The organism is Vibrio navarrensis (assembly GCF_015767675.1).
Taxonomy (GTDB): Bacteria; Pseudomonadota; Gammaproteobacteria; order Enterobacterales; family Vibrionaceae; genus Vibrio.
In genome coordinates, this window is the sequence record NZ_CP065217.1 from 3,343,309 (window position 1) to 3,363,541 (window position 20,233).

The 20,233-nt window shown below is 48.1% G+C and carries 11 protein-coding genes, 9 tRNA genes, 5 rRNA genes and 1 pseudogene; 6 read left to right on the forward strand and 20 right to left on the reverse strand.

The genetic code is table 11. The features are described 5' to 3' along the window. Positions 1–2: 2 nt before the first annotated feature. The 8 genes from rplK to I3X05_RS15855 all read right to left on the reverse strand — a co-directional run bounded on the left by rplK (position 3) and on the right by I3X05_RS15855 (position 3,428). Positions 3–431: a 50S ribosomal protein L11 gene (rplK, locus tag I3X05_RS15820; protein WP_011079197.1), complete on the reverse strand. Its 429-nt coding sequence runs from the start codon at positions 429–431 to the stop codon at positions 3–5. A gap of 145 nt (positions 432–576) precedes the next feature. After that, positions 577–1,125, reverse strand: coding sequence for a transcription termination/antitermination protein NusG (nusG, locus tag I3X05_RS15825; protein ID WP_337970852.1), 549 nt, complete (start codon positions 1,123–1,125; stop codon positions 577–579). A gap of 13 nt (positions 1,126–1,138) precedes the next feature. Next, positions 1,139–1,519 (reverse strand): preprotein translocase subunit SecE, encoded by a 381-nt coding sequence (gene secE / locus I3X05_RS15830; protein WP_039431528.1) that lies wholly within the window; start codon positions 1,517–1,519, stop codon positions 1,139–1,141. Positions 1,520–1,745: 226 nt separating this feature from the next. Beyond that, positions 1,746–2,930 (reverse strand): elongation factor Tu, encoded by a 1,185-nt coding sequence (gene tuf, locus I3X05_RS15835; RefSeq protein ID WP_337970853.1) that lies wholly within the window; start codon positions 2,928–2,930, stop codon positions 1,746–1,748. A gap of 92 nt (positions 2,931–3,022) precedes the next feature. Continuing rightward, positions 3,023–3,098: transfer RNA gene (locus I3X05_RS15840), tRNA-Thr, on the reverse strand. A gap of 13 nt (positions 3,099–3,111) precedes the next feature. Beyond that, positions 3,112–3,186: transfer RNA gene (locus I3X05_RS15845), tRNA-Gly, on the reverse strand. Positions 3,187–3,221: 35 nt separating this feature from the next. Next, a tRNA-Tyr gene (locus I3X05_RS15850) sits at positions 3,222–3,306 on the reverse strand. Positions 3,307–3,352: 46 nt separating this feature from the next. Further along, positions 3,353–3,428: transfer RNA gene (locus I3X05_RS15855), tRNA-Thr, on the reverse strand. Positions 3,429–3,640: 212 nt separating this feature from the next. On the opposite strand from I3X05_RS15855, the gene coaA reads away from it, so the two are divergent. Next, positions 3,641–4,564, forward strand: a complete 924-nt coding sequence (gene coaA, locus I3X05_RS15860; protein WP_045570852.1) for a type I pantothenate kinase — start codon at positions 3,641–3,643, stop codon at positions 4,562–4,564. 11 nt (positions 4,565–4,575) lie between these two features. On the opposite strand, the gene birA is transcribed toward coaA, so the two are convergent. Further along, complete coding sequence (birA, locus tag I3X05_RS15865; protein WP_045570851.1) at positions 4,576–5,544, reverse strand: bifunctional biotin--[acetyl-CoA-carboxylase] ligase/biotin operon repressor BirA; 969 nt, start codon at positions 5,542–5,544, stop codon at positions 4,576–4,578. Further along, positions 5,541–6,578 (reverse strand): UDP-N-acetylmuramate dehydrogenase, encoded by a 1,038-nt coding sequence (gene murB, locus I3X05_RS15870; RefSeq protein ID WP_337970854.1) that lies wholly within the window; start codon positions 6,576–6,578, stop codon positions 5,541–5,543. The genes birA and murB overlap by 4 nt, the downstream gene beginning before the upstream one ends. 37 nt (positions 6,579–6,615) lie before the next feature. On the opposite strand from murB, the gene I3X05_RS15875 reads away from it, so the two are divergent. The 5 genes and pseudogenes from I3X05_RS15875 (at position 6,616) to I3X05_RS15895 (ending at position 10,653) form a co-directional block, all read left to right on the forward strand. Then, complete coding sequence (locus I3X05_RS15875; protein WP_226971503.1) at positions 6,616–7,074, forward strand: GNAT family N-acetyltransferase; 459 nt, start codon at positions 6,616–6,618, stop codon at positions 7,072–7,074. A gap of 96 nt (positions 7,075–7,170) precedes the next feature. Beyond that, entirely contained in the window at positions 7,171–8,511 is a 1,341-nt protein-coding gene (gene pssA, locus I3X05_RS15880; RefSeq protein ID WP_045570849.1) for a CDP-diacylglycerol--serine O-phosphatidyltransferase, read from the forward strand. Positions 8,512–8,725: 214 nt separating this feature from the next. Then, positions 8,726–9,205 (forward strand): IS630 family transposase, encoded by a 480-nt coding sequence (locus I3X05_RS15885; protein ID WP_193158231.1) that lies wholly within the window; start codon positions 8,726–8,728, stop codon positions 9,203–9,205. Between the two features lie 46 nt (positions 9,206–9,251). Continuing rightward, complete coding sequence (locus I3X05_RS15890) at positions 9,252–9,566, forward strand: transposase (RefSeq protein WP_337971199.1); 315 nt, start codon at positions 9,252–9,254, stop codon at positions 9,564–9,566. A 49-nt stretch (positions 9,567–9,615) separates the two neighbouring features. Beyond that, a pseudogene (locus tag I3X05_RS15895) lies at positions 9,616–10,653 on the forward strand (IS630 family transposase). 145 nt (positions 10,654–10,798) lie between these two features. On the opposite strand, the gene I3X05_RS15900 reads toward I3X05_RS15895, so the two are convergent. The 10 genes from I3X05_RS15900 to I3X05_RS15945 all read right to left on the reverse strand — a co-directional run bounded on the left by I3X05_RS15900 (position 10,799) and on the right by I3X05_RS15945 (position 19,902). Further along, positions 10,799–10,875 (reverse strand) — tRNA-Trp (locus tag I3X05_RS15900). 45 nt (positions 10,876–10,920) lie between these two features. Next, positions 10,921–10,997, reverse strand: a tRNA-Asp gene (locus I3X05_RS15905). Between the two features lie 75 nt (positions 10,998–11,072). Continuing rightward, a 5S ribosomal RNA gene (gene rrf / locus I3X05_RS15910) occupies positions 11,073–11,188 on the reverse strand. 110 nt (positions 11,189–11,298) lie between these two features. Further along, positions 11,299–14,174, reverse strand: a 23S ribosomal RNA gene (locus I3X05_RS15915). Between the two features lie 338 nt (positions 14,175–14,512). Further along, positions 14,513–14,588, reverse strand: a tRNA-Val gene (locus I3X05_RS15920). Between the two features lie 63 nt (positions 14,589–14,651). Then, positions 14,652–14,727 (reverse strand) — tRNA-Lys (locus I3X05_RS15925). A 1-nt stretch (position 14,728) separates the two neighbouring features. Continuing rightward, positions 14,729–14,804, reverse strand: a tRNA-Glu gene (locus I3X05_RS15930). Between the two features lie 103 nt (positions 14,805–14,907). Further along, positions 14,908–16,462 (reverse strand): 16S ribosomal RNA (locus I3X05_RS15935). Between the two features lie 332 nt (positions 16,463–16,794). After that, positions 16,795–16,910 (reverse strand): 5S ribosomal RNA (gene rrf, locus I3X05_RS15940). 110 nt (positions 16,911–17,020) lie between these two features. Further along, a 23S ribosomal RNA gene (locus I3X05_RS15945) occupies positions 17,021–19,902 on the reverse strand. Together the 16S, 23S and 5S rRNA genes with 5 tRNA genes alongside form the textbook arrangement of a ribosomal RNA operon. Positions 19,903–20,233 lie beyond the last annotated feature (331 nt).

Below are 20,233 nucleotides of genomic sequence, written 5' to 3' on the forward strand. Positions count from 1 at the left end.
TATTAACCCTCTACCACTAGGCCCATTGAACGAGCAGTACCTGCGATAGAACGCTTCATCGCTTCGATGTCAGCACCAGTCATGTCAGCCGCTTTCGCTTCTGCAATTTCTTGGATTTGAGCGTCAGTTACAGTGCCCACTTTTTCAGTGTTTGGACGACCTGAACCAGACTTGATACCTGCTGCTTTCTTCAGAAGAACTGCTGCTGGAGAAGTCTTAGTTACGAACGTGAAAGAACGATCGCTGTATACAGTGATAACAACAGGAACAGGAAGACCTTTTTCCATTGATTCTGTTTTCGCGTTAAACGCTTTACAGAATTCCATGATGTTAACACCACGTTGACCTAGTGCAGGACCAACTGGTGGACTTGGGTTTGCCATACCAGCAGCAACTTGCAGCTTGATATAAGCTTCAACTTTCTTAGCCATGATAATACCTAAATATTTGGGTTCAGACGCTGATCGCCGATCAGCTCCCCGTGATTAACAATTCTCTCTACTTCACTTTGAAGTAAAAAGGCGCGAAATTATAGTCATAATTCGCGCCTCAGACAACCCTTAAAAAGGTGTTTTTTTAATCAAGCTTTTCCACTTGACCAAATTCAAGCTCAACCGGTGTCGCACGACCAAAAATCGACACAGAGACTTTTACGCGGCTCTTATCGTAATCCACTTCTTCAACCGTGCCGTTGAAGTCCGCAAACGGACCTTCGTTGACGCGAACCACTTCTCCCACTTCGTACATAGTTCGTGGGCGAGGTGCTTCGCTGGCTTTCTCGAGACGGTTAAGAATGGCGTCTGCCTCTTTATCAGTGATAGGAGCAGGACGATCGGAAGTGCCACCAATGAAGCCCATGACACGCGGCACACTGCGAACCAGGTGCCATGATTCATCATTCATAATCATCTGAACGAGGACGTAGCCCGGGAAGAACTTGCGCTCAGATTTGCGACGCTGACCAGCGCGCATTTCAACGACTTCTTCAGTCGGCACAAGAACTTCACCAAAGTGCTCTTCCATGCCATGCATTTTAATGTACTCACGAAGAGACTGGGCGACACGGCCTTCAAATCCAGAGAAGGCTTGAACCACATACCAGCGTTTTTTAGGAGCTTCACTCATGAATTTAAACCCTCTATACTCCGGTTGCGAAAGCAATTAGACGAACCATAATTCCGTCAATGCCCCACAGTACCAGAGCCATTACAATACTTACGGCTAAAACGATCAAAGTAGTTTGCATGGTTTCCTGACGAGTCGGCCAAACCACCTTGCGAACTTCCATACGGGATTCGCGTGCAAAAGCGATCGCTTCTTTGCCTTTTGACGTTGTTGCAGCAACACCAAGCGCGGCAGCAATCAACACAATTACACCTGCAGCACGGACCACTACAGACATTTCACCATACAGGTAATTACCCACAACAGCGGCAGCAAGCAGTACGAAAGTGATTACCCACTTAAATGTATCCGCTGCACTTGAGCTATCAGGAGTTTCAGCATTATTTGCTTTCATAAAACCAACCTGTCACAAGTCTTACTATAGACGACAACGGCCCCGCTGTTGCAGGGCGAACACCATATCGCTGAATTCAAGCTCAGCGCACTCTTACGACCAAGCAACATTGCTCAATCACAATTCTTCACTCAAGATAACCCTGCCTAAGAAAGCAGCAAAGATTATATTGAGCGTAGAAAAAGGGCATCAAATGATGCCCTTTTTACTACTGGTTCGTCAAATCTTATTCAAAGATTTTCGCAACAACACCAGCACCTACTGTACGGCCGCCTTCACGGATCGCGAAACGTAGACCTTCGTCCATCGCGATTGGTGCGATCAACTCAACAATCATCTTGATGTTGTCGCCTGGCATTACCATTTCTACGCCTTCTGGTAGTTCGATGTTACCAGTTACGTCAGTTGTACGGAAGTAGAACTGTGGACGGTAGCCTTTGAAGAATGGAGTATGACGGCCACCTTCATCTTTAGACAGTACGTATACTTCTGACTCGAACTTAGTGTGTGGAGTGATTGAACCTGGCTTAGCAAGTACTTGGCCACGTTCTACTTCATCACGCTTAGTACCACGTAGTAGCGCACCAACGTTCTCACCCGCACGACCTTCGTCTAGCAGTTTACGGAACATCTCAACACCAGTACAGGTAGTTGTCGTAGTGTCTTTGATACCTACGATAGCAACTTCGTCACCCACTTTCAGGATACCGCGCTCGATACGGCCAGTTACTACTGTACCACGACCTTGGATTGAGAATACGTCTTCGATTGGCATCAGGAACGGCATGTCTACTGCACGCTCTGGCTCTGGGATGTAGTTGTCTAGCGCTTCTGCTAGTTCTACGATTTTCGCTTCCCACTGCTCTTCGCCGTTTAGTGCGCCTAGTGCAGAACCTTGGATAACTGGTAGGTCATCACCTGGGAAGTCGTACTCAGACAGAAGTTCACGAACTTCCATTTCGACTAGCTCTAGAAGCTCTTCATCGTCAACCATGTCACATTTGTTCATGAATACGATGATGTATGGGATACCAACCTGACGGCCTAGTAGGATGTGCTCACGAGTTTGTGGCATTGGGCCATCTGTTGCTGCAACAACTAGGATACCGCCGTCCATCTGTGCTGCACCAGTGATCATGTTTTTAACATAGTCAGCGTGTCCAGGACAGTCTACGTGTGCGTAGTGACGGTTTGGTGTGTCGTACTCTACGTGTGAAGTAGAGATTGTGATACCACGCTCACGCTCTTCTGGTGCGTTATCGATAGATGCGAAGTCACGTGCTTTACCGCCGTAAACTTTAGCAAGAGTTGTACAGATAGCTGCAGTTAGAGTTGTTTTACCGTGGTCAACGTGGCCGATAGTACCAACGTTTACGTGCGGTTTCGTACGTTCAAATTTTTCTTTAGACATGAGTTGTCCCTCTAGGTACGGATTTAGGTGGCTTGAATGACCACGCAACCAATAATGGCGAATTTAGTACTCAAAAGGAAACGCAAGAGTGCTGGTGCTGATAGGCAGAATCGAACTGCCGACCTCATCCTTACCAAGGATGCGCTCTACCGACTGAGCTATATCAGCACTCAAATTAGAGTGGAGCGGGCAGCGGGAATCGAACCCGCATCATCAGCTTGGAAGGCTGAGGTAATAGCCATTATACGATGCCCGCAACACGTAACTCTGAGAGCTATTTCCTTAAGAATATGGTGGAGGGGGACGGATTCGAACCATCGAAGGCGGAGCCGGCAGATTTACAGTCTGCTCCCTTTGGCCACTCGGGAACCCCTCCAAATTTTTATCCATTTTCTTTGCTTGGAGCATACTCCGAGAGAAAATGGTGCCGACTACCGGAATCGAACTGGTGACCTACTGATTACAAGTCAGTTGCTCTACCTACTGAGCTAAGTCGGCATAAGTGGAGCGCATTCTAGTGAATGTTCTCTTCGCTTGCAATAGCTTTCTTGCAAAAAAGCGCCAAAATTTGTTTAAAGGCAATCATTTGCTGCAAAATCATACAGGTCTCGCTTTTTAAACAGCAGTTTTACTATTGTGATTTGCATTCTCGAGTTCATGATGTATTTTGCATCATCTTTTAGGATTCAAATGGACATGGCGAGAAGAGTATGAGCCCATTTATGTCATTCAGTCGCGCGAATTGGTCTGATTTACGCAACTCAGTGCCAATGACACTGTCTGAAGTTGACTTAAAAGCGTTGCAGGGGATCAATGAGAACCTGACAATGCAGGAAGCCGTTGAGGTTTACCTACCGCTGGCTCGTCTACTTAACCTCTATGTCCAAGCAAGGCAGAGTCGTAACTCTGTGCTGCACAATTTCCTCAATAATGAAGAGCATGCCCCACCATTTGTGATCGGCATTGCAGGCAGTGTGGCTGTGGGAAAGAGCACCACCGCCCGTGTGCTACGTGCACTGCTTGCACGTTGGGAAAATCATCCGAAAGTGGAGTTAGTCACCACCGATGGTTTTCTCTACCCGAAAAAGGTACTGGATGAGCGCGGTATTATGCACCGTAAAGGCTTTCCTGAGTCGTATGATATGAAACGCCTTGTCCAGTTCGTCTCGGATGTGAAGGCTGGCAAACCAGACCTAACAGTTCCGGTTTATTCGCATATCACTTATGACATCACTGATGAGTTGAAAAGTATTGATTGTCCAGACGTGTTGATTATTGAAGGGCTCAATGTTTTACAAAGTGGCATGGACTATCCCCATGATCCGCATCGTGTGTTTGTCTCTGACTTTCTCGATTTTTCGATTTACGTCGATGCGCCTTGCGAGATCATTGAGCAGTGGTACATCGAACGCTTTCTTAAGTTCCGTAAAGGTGCGTTCACTGAGCCCGGTTCCTACTTTAGTCACTACACTCAACTCTCTGAACAGCAAGCGATCGCCAAAGCTCAGCAAATTTGGCGTGATATTAATGGGTTGAATCTTCAAGAAAACATTCTACCGACCAAAGAAAGGGCGCAGTTGATCTTACGAAAAGGGCCAAATCACTCAGTCGAAGAAGTGTTGGTGAGGAAATAATAACCTTCTGCTTACTTGTTCACTGGGCGTAGCGATATCTCGCCGCCGAGGTAACTCTGAACCCCATTGGCCGAGCTAAGCAGTACCCCGCCCTGATTGTCGATACCAACCACCTCGCCATACACTTCTCGAGCGCCCATCAGCAACTTGACCTGACGACCGCGAAAGTTATCTAAGCGGTTCCAACGCTCAACAAACCCAGTCATACCACACAATTCGTACTCTTTTAACGCTCGCTGCCAGCTGCACATCAGTGCTAGAGCCAATTGGTTGCGATCTATCGGCGTCGCGCTATCAATCTGGTTTAGTGCTGTCCATGGTTGATCGATGCTGTCTTTACTCTCTTGCATCTGAATGTTCAGCCCCATACCGATCACCAGATGTGCCGCCCCACCCGCTTGACCAGACATTTCAACTAAAATGCCCGCCAGTTTCTTATCCTGATAATAGACATCGTTTGGCCACTTGAGTTTGACACCTTGTATGCCCAACGATTCCAATGCTTCTACCGCAGCAATGCCGACAACTAAGCTCAGCCCCATGGCGGCCGCCATCCCCGCATCCAGTTTCCAATACATAGACATGTAGAGATTGGCACCAAAAGGGGAAAACCACTGTCGACCTCTGCGCCCACGCCCTTTTGACTGATACTCTGCGAGGCAGACATGGCCCGACTCAAGCTCTCCGATACGATTAAGTAGGTACTGATTGGTGGAATCGATCACCGGAATCAGTTCAACGGAAGCCATGCTGTCAGCTTGTAATCGCGCTTCATCAAGCAAATATAACGGCTGTGCAAGCTGATAGCCCCGCCCTTGAATGCGATAAATGTCCAGCCCCCATTCCTGCATACCGTTGATGTGCTTGGCGATGGCCGCTCGCGACATGCCCAATTCTTGCCCGAGCGCTTCACCAGAATGGAAGTCTCCATCCGCCAGCTTACTGAGTAAATGCAGTTTAACGGTGTGTTCTTTTCTCATCGTCTTACCTGTTCTAGTGTGGTTTCTGCATGACGCCCCATAAAACGGACTTCGTGTTCCAGTGCGATTTGATACGTCTCCCAGACCCGATCACACACCAGCCCAGCCAGTGCAATCACATCTTGTGCGCTGCACTCAGCAGCATTAATCAAAACCAGCGCCTGATCGGGATGCACCTGCGCGCCGCCAATCATCACGCCTTTGAGCTGACAATGCTCAATCAGCCAGCCCGCCGCCACTTTCACTTTATCGCCCGCAGGATAGGCGACGATGTTCGGAAACTGTTTCTGTAAATGAGCAAAGTGCTGCGCATCAATGACCGGGTTTTTAAAAAAGCTGCCTGCATTGCCAAACTGTGCTGGATCTGGCAGCTTTTGCATACGCACTTGACAGACAGTGTCATAAATACGCTTAGGCGTCAGCTCATGTGCGGGAATGTTCTGAAGCGGACCATAACTGTTCACGGCCATCCAGTTTTTTTTCAACTTAAGTCCCAAGCCGACAATCACACAGCGTCCATACCACTGATGTTTAAATGTGGAATCTCGGTAGCCGAAGTGACATTCATCCGCAGTCAATCGGCGTGGCGAATAATCCTCAAGCGAAATGATATCGACATAATCACAGACATCTTTTAGCTCGACGCCATAAGCACCAATATTCTGGATCGGCGCCGAACCAGCACAGCCGGGGATCAAGGCTAAATTTTCTAATCCGCCGATACCTTGCTCCACGCACCATTTAACCAACTGCGGCCAATCTTCGCCGCCAGCGACGTACAAATAGTAGTGTTCGTCATCTTGCGTTAGCGTCTTTCCCATCAGGCGATTAATAATGACTACGCCAGCAAAGGGCTGCGTAAACAGCATATTACTGCCCTTTCCTAACACCAGCTTGGGCAATCCAGCCAAAGCGGTATTCGAGTAAATGTCAATTAACTCATCAAGAGATCTCACTTCAACCAAATGATCGCAGTACTGCTCGATGGCGAAGGTGTGGTAAGGCTTTAAAGAAGCATGATGTTGAATTTGCATGAGGTCTTCGTCGTAACTTAAACTGAGGCCATTCTACATGACTTCAACCCAAGACGCAGTCGCCATGGCACACACAATCCGCATTGAACGACTAGACCCCATTAAGCTCCCTTTGGTGAAAAAACTGTACAAGGCATACTATCCCGGTGCAAAAGCCAAAAAAGAAGAACACATTGTTGTCGCTTATAAAGAGAATCAAATAGTTGGATTGGTTCGTTTTAAACCGATAGAAGAATATTTATTACTGACTGGTATGTTAGTCGTCCCTGCGCACAGAGAGCAGGGCGTTGGTCACACGCTTTTGTCTTATTGCCAGGAAAGTATTCTCAAAAATCACTGTTATTGCTTTGCTTACCGGCATTTACCGCCCTTTTATGCGCAGCATGGCTTTAAGACCATTGACGTTGATGCTATCCCTAACTCTCTGAAACACAGGTACCTGCGCTACTGTGAAAGTGGTAAAGATCTCATTCCAATGCAATTCATCGATGATTAAATGCAAACAGCCCTAGCATTTCTGGCAATGAATTTAAGATGTTTGCTAGAATGGCCAACTCGCAATACTGCACATAACTAAGGTAATACACCCCATATGATGACTAGCAGGAATCCGTTTGCCCAGCTTCCGGCAGTCGCTGTAAATGCAGACGCTCTGGAAGTTCTTCACTCGGCAAAAGACTTCAGAATCCGTTTATTGGAGGAAATCGCAAAAGCGACGTCTCGTATTTATCTGGTTGCGCTCTACTTAGAAGACGATGAAGCAGGAAGAGAAATTCTCACCGCGCTTTATGAAGCCAAGCAACGTAACCCCGGCCTTGATATCAATGTTTGTGTTGACTGGCACAGAGCCCAACGTGGATTGATCGGCGCAGAGAAGTCCGAAGGTAATGCGGCACTCTACAAAGCTTATGCGCAAAAATATCAACATAAGATTCCTGTGTATGGCATCCCGGTGCGAGGACGAGAAGTCTTCGGCGTGCTTCACCTAAAAGGATTCGTAATTGATGACACCGTAATCTACAGCGGTGCCAGCCTCAATAATGTCTATTTGCAATATAGCGAACGCTATCGTTTTGATCGTTATCATTTGATTCAAAATGAGATATTAGCTGACAGCATGGTTAATTTTGTACAGCAGCAAATTATCGCACACCCCGCAGTCAACGACCTTTGTTGTAGCAATAAACCCGAAACCAAAGAGATCAAAGCGGCGATACGTCAACTGCGCTCTTCACTGGCTCAAGCCCGATACCATTTTGACAGGCAAGTGGCCGAAAAAGACCAATTTTACATCACACCACTGGTGGGCTTAGGCAAACGCCGCAACTTGCTCAACCAAAATGTCGCCAAACTCATTGAAGCGGCGCAAAACGAAATTTTCATTTGCACCCCTTACTTCAATTTCCCTAAAGAAATTGCGCGAGGGATCAAACGAGCACTCAAGCGCGGTGTTAAAGTCACCATTGTGGTAGGTGATAAAACGGCAAACGATTTTTACATCGCGCCAGACAAAGAGTTTAAGACCATCGGCGGTCTGCCCTATTTATACGAAGTTAACCTACGCAAATTTGCCAAGGCATTTGAAGCACAGATTGCTGCAAGAAATCTCTCGATTCGCCTTTGGAAACATGACGACAACAGCTTCCATCTCAAAGGCATTTGGGTGGATAAACGCTACATGCTACTAACTGGTAATAACTTGAATCCACGCGCTTGGGCTCTAGACCTAGAAAACGGCCTCTTGATTCGTGATGATTACGCACAGTTAACCGATAAATTTGAAGCTGAAATAGAAAATATTTTGCAGCACACCCAACTCGTCTGCACATACAAGCAGTTAGAGAAAGTCGAAGACTATCCACTGGTGGTTCAGAAGCTCGTACGTAAGATCACTCGTATCAAAGCCGATGGTGTATTAAAGAGAATTCTTTAATCATAATTTTCCTACTTCCCTTCTGGCCTTAATCTTGTTAAGGCCATTTTTCATCTTTTAGACAACAACCCTGTCTCTTAGAAAGCCAATACATAAAAGACAAGGCTGATAATACACAGGGCGGACGACTTACCGGGGCCGACATCCACGCTTATACCAATCTAAGTAAAAATGTGATCTAATTGAGGCCATTCAACGATAAAACTTATTCGCTATGGACAGTCTCAATAATATCGACTTTAAAAAGCTCGCAAGCCAGCAGAAATCTATTCGGATGAAAATGAGATTGCTGGTCCTCGCTCATTTCAAAGATGGACACTCTCGCACCCAAATCGCCAAGTTTCTTATGGTGAGCCGAACCAGTGTTAATAAGTGGGTTCACACTTTTCTTGAAGAAGGATTAGAAGGGCTGAAGGAAAAGCCAAGAACGGGACGCCCCCCCCCCTTCTTAACTTTTGAGCAAAGAGAGCAATTGAGCCAATACATAAAAGATAAAGCCAATGATACACAAGGCGGACGACTGACTGGGGCCGACATCCACGCTTATATCGTGAAAGAATTTGGCCAGCACTACCACCCTGATTCTATCTATTACCTGCTCGACCACATGGGCTTTTCATGGATAACTTCCCGCTCAAAACACCCCAAGCAATCTCAAGAAGTCCAAGACGATTTTAAAAAAATTCAAAATTGAAACGATCCTGAAGATCCCAGGACACATCGCTTTAGAGCGTGTTGATATCTGGCTTCAGGATGAAGCCAGATTTGGCCAGCAAAACACCACAACACGGTTCTGGGCAGAGAAAGGAACCCGTCCCAGAGCCGTGAAGCAACAACAATTTGAATATGCGTATCTGTTTGGTTCTGTCTGTCCCGCGAGAGGAATTGGCGAAGCGATGGTTGTTCCTTGGGTTAATAAAGAGATCATGATCGAGCATTTAAAGCAAATATCGGCAATCACTGAAAAAGGGCGTCATGCCGTCATCATTATGGATGGGGCGATTTGGCATACCAATGACATTGCAGAACCGTTTAGCAATGTCATACCAATATAAGTAAAAATGTGATCTAATTGAGGCCATTCAACGATAAAACTTATTCGCTATGGACAGTCTCAATAATATCGACTTTAAAAAGCTCGCAAGCCAGCAGAAATCTATTCAGATGAAAATGAGATTGCTGGCCCTCGCTCATTTCAAAGAGGGACACTCTCGCACCCAAATCGCCAAGTTTCTTATGGTGAGCCGAACCAGTGTTAATAAGTGGGTTCACACTTTTCTTGAAGAAGGATTAGAAGGGCTGAAGGAAAAGCCAAGAACGGGACGCCCCCCCCCTTCTTAACTTTTGAGCAAAGAGAGCAATTGAGCCAATACATAAAAGATAAAGCCAATGATACACAAGGCGGACGACTGACTGGGGCCGACATCCACGCTTATATCGTGAAAGAATTTGGCCAGCACTACCACCCTGATTCTATCTATTACCTGCTCGACCACATGGGCTTTTCATGGATAACTTCCCGCTCAAAACACCCCAAGCAATCTCAAGAAGTCCAAGACGATTTTAAAAAAATTCAAAATTGAAACGATCCTGAAGATCCCAGGACATATCGCTCTAGAGCATGTTGATGTCTGGTTTCAAGATGAAGCCAGATTTGGGCAACAAAACACGACAACACGGTTATGGGCAGAGAAAGGAACACGCCCCCGAGCCGTGAAGCAACAACAATTTGAATATGCGTATCTGTTTGGTTCTGTCTGTCCCGCGAGAGGAATTGGCGAAGCGATGGTCGTTCCTTGGGTTAATAAAGAGATCATGATCGAGCATTTAAAGCAAATATCGGCAATCACTGAAAAAGGGCGTCATGCCGTCATCATTATGGATGGGGCGAGTTGGCATACCAATGACATTGCAGAACCGTTTAGCAATGTCAGTATCATCAAGATCCCGCCCTATTCACCAGAGCTAAACCCGATAGAACAAGTGTGGAGCTGGCTCAGACAACACTCTCTTGCCAATCAGAGTTTTACCGATTATGAGGATATCGTGGAGAAAGTGTGCAAGGCTTGGAATAGATTCTTGGACAGTACAGATAGAGTTAGCAAGATGTGTACAAGAGAGTGGATTAATCTGACCAGTTAATTTTCCAGATTGGTATTATGAGCGTTTCTGATGTATTTCTGATGGGGTTGATAGGTAGGAGATCGGGTAGTATCTATTTTTCATAACGCTAGATAGCAAAAAGTCCCAACCTAAGTTGAGACTTTCTATACCCCGAAAGGAAATATGGCAGGGGTGGAGAGATTCGAACTCCCAACACGCGGATTTGGAATCCGCTGCTCTGCCAATTGGAGCTACACCCCTGCAGATTTGACAAAGCCTTGCAATCTTGCAAGGTCTCTTTATAAATGGCGGAGCGGACGGGACTCGAACCCGCGACCCCCGGCGTGACAGGCCGGTATTCTAACCGACTGAACTACCGCTCCGCTGTCTGGTTAGACGTTTCGTCTACTTTTTTTGTCTTCAGATTTTTCTTAAAAATCTAAAGACAACAAGTTAAAGCCTGGCGATGTTCTACTCTCACATGGGGAGACCCCACACTACCATCGACGCTGTTTCGTTTCACTTCTGAGTTCGGGATGGAATCAGGTGGGTCCAAAACGCTATGGTCGCCAAGCAAATTCTTTCTCTCTATTTCTAGAGAATAATCTGGAAAGCTGTTTAAGTTCTTTTCAACACATTCAATTCGTTCTTGTATCGAGTCCACCAAAACCCTTTGGGTGTTGTATGGTTAAGCCTCACGGGCAATTAGTACAGGTTAGCTCAACGCCTCACAGCGCTTACACACCCTGCCTATCAACGTTCTAGTCTCGAACAACCCTTTAGGATACTTAAAGTATCAGGGAAGACTCATCTCAGGGCTCGCTTCCCGCTTAGATGCTTTCAGCGGTTATCGATTCCGAACTTAGCTACCGGGCAATGCGTCTGGCGACACAACCCGAACACCAGAGGTTCGTCCACTCCGGTCCTCTCGTACTAGGAGCAGCCCCTTCAATCTTCCAACGCCCACGGCAGATAGGGACCGAACTGTCTCACGACGTTCTAAACCCAGCTCGCGTACCACTTTAAATGGCGAACAGCCATACCCTTGGGACCGACTTCAGCCCCAGGATGTGATGAGCCGACATCGAGGTGCCAAACACCGCCGTCGATATGAACTCTTGGGCGGTATCAGCCTGTTATCCCCGGAGTACCTTTTATCCGTTGAGCGATGGCCCTTCCATTCAGAACCACCGGATCACTATGACCTGCTTTCGCACCTGCTCGAACCGTCATTCTCGCAGTTAAGCGGGCTTATGCCATTGCACTAACCTCACGATGTCCAACCGTGATTAGCCCACCTTCGTGCTCCTCCGTTACTCTTTGGGAGGAGACCGCCCCAGTCAAACTACCCACCAGGCACTGTCCGCGACCCCGATAAGGGGCCAACGTTAGAACATCAAACATACAAGGGTGGTATTTCAAGGACGGCTCCAACGCAACTGGCGTCACGTTTTCAAAGCCTCCCACCTATCCTACACATGTAGGGTCAATGTTCAGTGCCAAGCTGTAGTAAAGGTTCACGGGGTCTTTCCGTCTAGCCGCGGGTACACTGCATCTTCACAGCGATTTCAATTTCACTGAGTCTCGGGTGGAGACAGCGTGGCCATCATTACGCCATTCGTGCAGGTCGGAACTTACCCGACAAGGAATTTCGCTACCTTAGGACCGTTATAGTTACGGCCGCCGTTTACCAGGGCTTCGATCAAGAGCTTCGACCGAAGTCTAACCCCATCAATTAACCTTCGGCACCGGGCAGGCGTCACACCGTATACGTCATCTTGCGATTTTGCACAGTGCTGTGTTTTTAATAAACAGTTGCAGCCACCTGGTATCTGCGACTCTCGTCAGCTCCATCCGCGAGGGACTTCACCATCAAGAGCGTACCTTCTCCCGAAGTTACGGTACCATTTTGCCTAGTTCCTTCACCCGAGTTCTCTCAAGCGCCTTGGTATTCTCTACCCGACCACCTGTGTCGGTTTGGGGTACGATTGCTTATAATCTGAAGCTTAGAGGCTTTTCCTGGAAGCAGGGCATCAATGACTTCACTGCCGTAGCAGCTCGACGTCGTGTCTCAGCCTTAAGAGTATCGGATTTACCTAAACACTCAGCCTACGCACTTGAACCAGGACAACCGTCGCCTGGCCCACCTAGCCTTCTCCGTCCCCCATCGCAATTATAAGCAGTACGGGAATATTAACCCGTTTCCCATCGACTACGCCTTTCGGCCTCGCCTTAGGGGTCGACTTACCCTGCCCCGATTAACGTTGGACAGGAACCCTTGGTCTTCCGGCGGGGAGGTTTTTCACCCCCTTGTCGTTACTCATGTCAGCATTCGCACTTCTGATACCTCCAGCATGCTTTACAACACACCTTCAACGGCTTACAGAACGCTCCCCTACCCAATGTGCTAAAGCACATTGCCAGCTTCGGTTTACAGCTTAGCCCCGTTACATCTTCCGCGCAGGCCGACTCGACTAGTGAGCTATTACGCTTTCTTTAAATGATGGCTGCTTCTAAGCCAACATCCTAGCTGTCTAAGCCTTCCCACATCGTTTCCCACTTAGCTGTAATTTGGGACCTTAGCTGGCGGTCTGGGTTGTTTCCCTCTCCACGACGGACGTTAGCACCCGCCGTGTGTCTCCGGATAGTACTTACTGGTATTCGGAGTTTGCAAAGGGTTGGTAAGTCGGGATGACCCCTAGCCTTAACAGTGCTCTACCCCAGTAGTATTCGTCCGAGGCGCTACCTAAATAGCTTTCGGGGAGAACCAGCTATCTCCGAGTTTGATTGGCCTTTCACCCCTAGCCACAAGTCATCCGCTAATTTTTCAACATTAGTCGGTTCGGTCCTCCAGTTGATGTTACTCAACCTTCAACCTGCCCATGGCTAGATCACTCGGTTTCGGGTCTAATGCTAGCAACTATACGCCCAGTTAAGACTCGGTTTCCCTACGGCTCCCCTATGCGGTTAACCTTGCTACTAACATTAAGTCGCTGACCCATTATACAAAGGTACGCAGTCACACCACGAAGGTGCTCCTACTGCTTGTACGTACACGGTTTCAGGTTCTATTTCACTCCCCTCACAGGGGTTCTTTTCGCCTTTCCCTCACGGTACTGGTTCACTATCGGTCAGTCAGGAGTATTTAGCCTTGGAGGATGGTCCCCCATATTCAGACAGGATAACACGTGTCCCGCCCTACTCGATTTCACTGAACATGCGCCTATGACTACGGGACTATCACCCGGTATCGTTGGCCTTTCCAGACCATTCGTCTAACGCATGTAAAGCTTAAGGGCTAATCCAATTTCGCTCGCCGCTACTTTCGGAATCTCGGTTGATTTCTTTTCCTCGGGGTACTTAGATGTTTCAGTTCTCGGTTCGCTTCGCTGCACTATGTATTCATGCAGCGATACTGGCTTATGCCAGTGGGTTTCCCCATTCGGAAATCGGTGACTCAAGTGGCTGTTACTGCCTCATCACCGCTTATCGCAAGTTACTACGTCCTTCATCGCCTCTGACTGCCAAGGCATCCACCGTGTACGCTTAGTCACTTAACCATACAACCCGAAAGGGTCTTTGCGTTAAACAACCAAGGTTCGCTATCTCATTATTTGAATGAGCGAGATAGCATTGATTTGCCGGACTCAATTTTGAATCGTCACTAAACGTGACATTCCCAAGAACACTTGAATGTGTTTGTTGGTGTTTGTCTTAAAGACAAACATTGAGAACTTTACAAACAACAATAAATTGTTGTTTTGTCAGCTTTCCAAATTGTTAAAGAGCAGTGTTATTTCCCGATGAGAAATCCACTTTTTAAAGACTTTCAGCGTCGAAAAACCACCATCCACATTAAGAGGAGGCTTCATTTGGTGACACAAAAACATTTAAAGAGTGGTGGGCGATACCGGGTTCGAACCAGTGACCCCCTGCTTGTAAGGCAGGTGCTCTCCCAACTGAGCTAATCGCCCACAGTTTGTTTGTCTCCGCTTTTGAAAAAGCAGAATCAAAACAGAATTCCCTGTGGAAGGAAATGGTGGGTCGTGCAGGATTCGAACCTGCGACCAATTGATTAAAAGTCAACTGCTCTACCGACTGAGCTAACGACCCGTGGTATCCCGTAGGGGAGTCGAACCCCTGTTACCGCCGTGAAAGGGCGGTGTCCTAGGCCTCTAGACGAACGGGACACTAAGATACTCTAAACTGTCTAAACCATATCAATCTGTGTGGACACTCATCGCGACTTATTTGTTTCCGCTTTAAAAGCAGAAGCAAACTATCCGTATCGTATAAGGAGGTGATCCAGCGCCAGGTTCCCCTAGCGCTACCTTGTTACGACTTCACCCCAGTCATGAACCACACCGTGGTAAACGCCCTCCCCGAAAGGTTAAGCTATCTACTTCTGGTGCAGCCCACTCCCATGGTGTGACGGGCGGTGTGTACAAGGCCGGGAACGTATTCACCGTGGCATTCTGATCCACGATTACTAGCGATTCCGACTTCATGGAGTCGAGTTGCAGACTCCAATCCGGACTACGACGCACTTTTTGGGATTCGCTCACTTTCGCAAGTTGGCCGCCCTCTGTATGCGCCATTGTAGCACGTGTGTAGCCCTACTCGTAAGGGCCATGATGACTTGACGTCGTCCCCACCTTTCCTCCGGTTTATCACCGGCAGTCTCCCTGGAGTTCCCACCATTACGTGCTGGCAAACAAGGATAAGGGTTGCGCTCGTTGCGGGACTTAACCCAACATTTCACAACACGAGCTGACGACAGCCATGCAGCACCTGTCTTACAGTTCCCGAAGGCACTCCCGCGTCTCCGCAGGATTCTGTAGATGTCAAGAGTAGGTAAGGTTCTTCGCGTTGCATCGAATTAAACCACATGCTCCACCGCTTGTGCGGGCCCCCGTCAATTCATTTGAGTTTTAATCTTGCGACCGTACTCCCCAGGCGGTCTACTTAACGCGTTAGCTCCGAAAGCCACGGCTCAAGGCCACAACCTCCAAGTAGACATCGTTTACGGCGTGGACTACCAGGGTATCTAATCCTGTTTGCTCCCCACGCTTTCGCATCTGAGTGTCAGTATCTGTCCAGGGGCCGCCTTCGCCACCGGTATTCCTTCAGATCTCTACGCATTTCACCGCTACACCTGAAATTCTACCCCCTCTACAGTACTCTAGTTTGCCAGTTTCAAATGCAATTCCCAGGTTGAGCCCGGGCTTTCACATCTGACTTAACAAACCACCTGCATGCGCTTTACGCCCAGTAATTCCGATTAACGCTCGCACCCTCCGTATTACCGCGGCTGCTGGCACGGAGTTAGCCGGTGCTTCTTCTGTAGGTAACGTCAAATGACAGTGCTATTAACACTACCACCTTCCTCCCTACTGAAAGTGCTTTACAACCCGAAGGCCTTCTTCACACGCGGCATGGCTGCATCAGGCTTGCGCCCATTGTGCAATATTCCCCACTGCTGCCTCCCGTAGGAGTCTGGACCGTGTCTCAGTTCCAGTGTGGCTGATCATCCTCTCAGACCAGCTAGGGATCGTCGCCTTGGTGAGCCCTTACCTCACCAACTAGCTAATCCCACCTGGGCATATCCTGACGCGAGAGGCCCGAAGGTCCCCCTCTTTGGCCCCTGTTCATTATAAACAAGGGCATCATGCGGTATTAGCCATCGTTTCCAATGGTTATCCCCCACATCAGGGCAATTTCCCAGGCATTACTCACCCGTCCGCCGCTCGCCACCCGAGAAACAAGTTTCTCTGTGCTGCCGCTCGACTTGCATGTGTTAGGCCTGCCGCCAGCGTTCAATCTGAGCCATGATCAAACTCTTCAATTAAAAGTTTTTTGAAGCTTGCGCTTCGGCTCAATGAATACTGATAAGTTTCTAGTCCCTAGAAGCTAGTTCCTAGAAAACTTGAATTGACTGTGCTCGATACCGAAGTATCAAATTGGTCACTCAGTTCATTGATAAATCTTTTGGATTATCATCAACGAGTGCCCACACAGATTGATAGGTTTATATTGTTAAAGAGCTTTGCTTTCAGCACCTTAGCACTTAGGCAGGACGCGTATGATACGCTATTGACTCTGTAAGTCAACATAAAACTCTAAGCTTTTTGCTTAAAACTTTATGGTGACTCGTCTAATTAAAGACAAGTCGAATTCAAAGCCTGGCGATGTTCTACTCTCACATGGGGAGACCCCACACTACCATCGACGCTGTTTCGTTTCACTTCTGAGTTCGGGATGGAGTCAGGTGGGTCCAAAACGCTATGGTCGCCAAGCAAATTCTTTCTCTCTATTTCTAGAGAATAATTCGGAAAGCTGTTTAAGTTTTTTTCAACACATTCAATTCGTTCTTGTATCGAGTCCACCAAAACCCTTTGGGTGTTGTATGGTTAAGCCTCACGGGCAATTAGTACAGGTTAGCTCAACGCCTCACAGCGCTTACACACCCTGCCTATCAACGTTCTAGTCTCGAACAACCCTTTAGGATACTTAAAGTATCAGGGAAGACTCATCTCAGGGCTCGCTTCCCGCTTAGATGCTTTCAGCGGTTATCGATTCCGAACTTAGCTACCGGGCAATGCGTCTGGCGACACAACCCGAACACCAGAGGTTCGTCCACTCCGGTCCTCTCGTACTAGGAGCAGCCCCCTTCAATCTTCCAACGCCCACGGCAGATAGGGACCGAACTGTCTCACGACGTTCTAAACCCAGCTCGCGTACCACTTTAAATGGCGAACAGCCATACCCTTGGGACCGACTTCAGCCCCAGGATGTGATGAGCCGACATCGAGGTGCCAAACACCGCCGTCGATATGAACTCTTGGGCGGTATCAGCCTGTTATCCCCGGAGTACCTTTTATCCGTTGAGCGATGGCCCTTCCATTCAGAACCACGGATCACTATGACCTGCTTTCGCACCTGCTCGAACCGTCATTCTCGCAGTTAAGCGGGCTTATGCCATTGCACTAACCTCACGATGTCCAACCGTGATTAGCCCACCTTCGTGCTCCTCCGTTACTCTTTGGGAGGAGACCGCCCCAGTCAAACTACCCACCAGGCACTGTCCGCGACCCCGATAAGGGGCCAACGTTAGAACATCAAACATACAAGGGTGGTATTTCAAGGACGGCTCCAACGCAACTGGCGTCACGTTTTCAAAGCCTCCCACCTATCCTACACATGTAGGGTCAATGTTCAGTGCCAAGCTGTAGTAAAGGTTCACGGGGTCTTTCCGTCTAGCCGCGGGTACACTGCATCTTCACAGCGATTTCAATTTCACTGAGTCTCGGGTGGAGACAGCGTGGCCATCATTACGCCATTCGTGCAGGTCGGAACTTACCCGACAAGGAATTTCGCTACCTTAGGACCGTTATAGTTACGGCCGCCGTTTACCAGGGCTTCGATCAAGAGCTTCGACCGAAGTCTAACCCCATCAATTAACCTTCGGCACCGGGCAGGCGTCACACCGTATACGTCATCTTGCGATTTTGCACAGTGCTGTGTTTTTAATAAACAGTTGCAGCCACCTGGTATCTGCGACTCTCGTCAGCTCCATCCGCGAGGGACTTCACCATCAAGAGCGTACCTTCTCCCGAAGTTACGGTACCATTTTGCCTAGTTCCTTCACCCGAGTTCTCTCAAGCGCCTTGGTATTCTCTACCCGACCACCTGTGTCGGTTTGGGGTACGATTGCTTATAATCTGAAGCTTAGAGGCTTTTCCTGGAAGCAGGGCATCAATGACTTCACTGCCGTAGCAGCTCGACGTCGTGTCTCAGCCTTAAGAGTATCCGGATTTACCTAAACACTCAGCCTACGCACTTGAACCAGGACAACCGTCGCCTGGCCCACCTAGCCTTCTCCGTCCCCCATCGCAATTATAAGCAGTACGGGAATATTAACCCGTTTCCCATCGACTACGCCTTTCGGCCTCGCCTTAGGGGTCGACTTACCCTGCCCCGATTAACGTTGGACAGGAACCCTTGGTCTTTCCGGCGGGAGGTTTTTCACCCCCTTGTCGTTACTCATGTCAGCATTCGCACTTCTGATACCTCCAGCATGCTTTACAACACACCTTCAACGGCTTACAGAACGCTCCCCTACCCAATGTGCTAAAGCACATTGCCGCAGCTTCGGTTTACAGCTTAGCCCCGTTACATCTTCCGCGCAGGCCGACTCGACTAGTGAGCTATTACGCTTTCTTTAAATGATGGCTGCTTCTAAGCCAACATCCTAGCTGTCTAAGCCTTCCCACATCGTTTCCCACTTAGCTGTAATTTGGGACCTTAGCTGGCGGTCTGGGTTGTTTCCCTCTCCACGACGGACGTTAGCACCCGCCGTGTGTCTCCCGGATAGTACTTACTGGTATTCGGAGTTTGCAAAGGGTTGGTAAGTCGGGATGACCCCCTAGCCTTAACAGTGCTCTACCCCAGTAGTATTCGTCCGAGGCGCTACCTAAATAGCTTTCGGGGAGAACCAGCTATCTCCGAGTTTGATTGGCCTTTCACCCCTAGCCACAAGTCATCCGCTAATTTTTCAACATTAGTCGGTTCGGTCCTCCAGTTGATGTTACTCAACCTTCAACCTGCCCATGGCTAGATCACTCGGTTTCGGGTCTAATGCTAGCAACTATACGCCCAGTTAAGACTCGGTTTCCCTACGGCTCCCCTATGCGGTTAACCTTGCTACTAACATTAAGTCGCTGACCCATTATACAAAGGTACGCAGTCACACCACGAAGGTGCTCCTACTGCTTGTACGTACACGGTTTCAGGTTCTATTTCACTCCCCTCACAGGGGTTCTTTTCGCCTTTCCCTCACGGTACTGGTTCACTATCGGTCAGTCAGGAGTATTTAGCCTTGGAGGATGGTCCCCCATATTCAGACAGGATAACACGTGTCCCGCCCTACTCGATTTCACTGAACATGCGCCTATGACTACGGGACTATCACCCGGTATCGTTGGCCTTTCCAGACCATTCGTCTAACGCATGTAAAGCTTAAGGGCTAATCAATTTCGCTCGCCGCTACTTTCGGAATCTCGGTTGATTTCTTTTCCTCGGGGTACTTAGATGTTTCAGTTCTCCGGTTCGCTTCGCTGCACTATGTATTCATGCAGCGATACTGGCTTATGCCAGTGGGTTTCCCCCATTCGGAAATCGGTGACTCAAGTGGCTGTTACTGCCTCATCACCGCTTATCGCAAGTTACTACGTCCTTCATCGCCTCTGACTGCCAAGGCATCCACCGTGTACGCTTAGTCACTTAACCATACAACCCGAAAGGGTCTTTGCGTTAAACAACCAAGGTTCGCTATCTCATTATTTGAATGAGCGAGATAGCATTGATTTGCCGGACTCAATTTTGAATCGTCACTCAAAGTGACGTTCCCAAGAACACTTGAATGTGTTTGTTGGTGTTTGTCATAAAGACAAACATTGAGAACTTTACAAGCAATCTATCAATAAAGATAAATTACTTTGTCAGCTTTCCAAATTGTTAAAGAGCAGTGTTATTTCCCGATGAGGAATCCACTTTTTAAAGACTTTCATCGTCGAAAAAACCACCATCCACATTAAGAGGAGGCTTCATTTGGTGACAC

Bases quoted from the DNA above. Each gene is read 5' to 3' on its own strand.
- rplK (WP_011079197.1), bottom strand. From the start codon at position 431: ATGGCTAAGAAAGTTGAAGCTTATATCAAGCTGCAAGTTGCTGCTGGT.
- nusG (WP_337970852.1), bottom strand. From the start codon at position 1,125: ATGAGTGAAGCTCCTAAAAAACGCTGGTATGTGGTTCAAGCCTTCTCT.
- secE (WP_039431528.1), bottom strand. From the start codon at position 1,519: ATGAAAGCAAATAATGCTGAAACTCCTGATAGCTCAAGTGCAGCGGAT.
- tuf (WP_337970853.1), bottom strand. From the start codon at position 2,930: ATGTCTAAAGAAAAATTTGAACGTACGAAACCGCACGTAAACGTTGGT.
- coaA (WP_045570852.1), top strand. From the start codon at position 3,641: ATGAGCCCATTTATGTCATTCAGTCGCGCGAATTGGTCTGATTTACGC.
- birA (WP_045570851.1), bottom strand. From the start codon at position 5,544: ATGAGAAAAGAACACACCGTTAAACTGCATTTACTCAGTAAGCTGGCG.
- murB (WP_337970854.1), bottom strand. From the start codon at position 6,578: ATGCAAATTCAACATCATGCTTCTTTAAAGCCTTACCACACCTTCGCC.
- I3X05_RS15875 (WP_226971503.1), top strand. From the start codon at position 6,616: ATGACTTCAACCCAAGACGCAGTCGCCATGGCACACACAATCCGCATT.
- pssA (WP_045570849.1), top strand. From the start codon at position 7,171: ATGATGACTAGCAGGAATCCGTTTGCCCAGCTTCCGGCAGTCGCTGTA.
- I3X05_RS15885 (WP_193158231.1), top strand. From the start codon at position 8,726: ATGGACAGTCTCAATAATATCGACTTTAAAAAGCTCGCAAGCCAGCAG.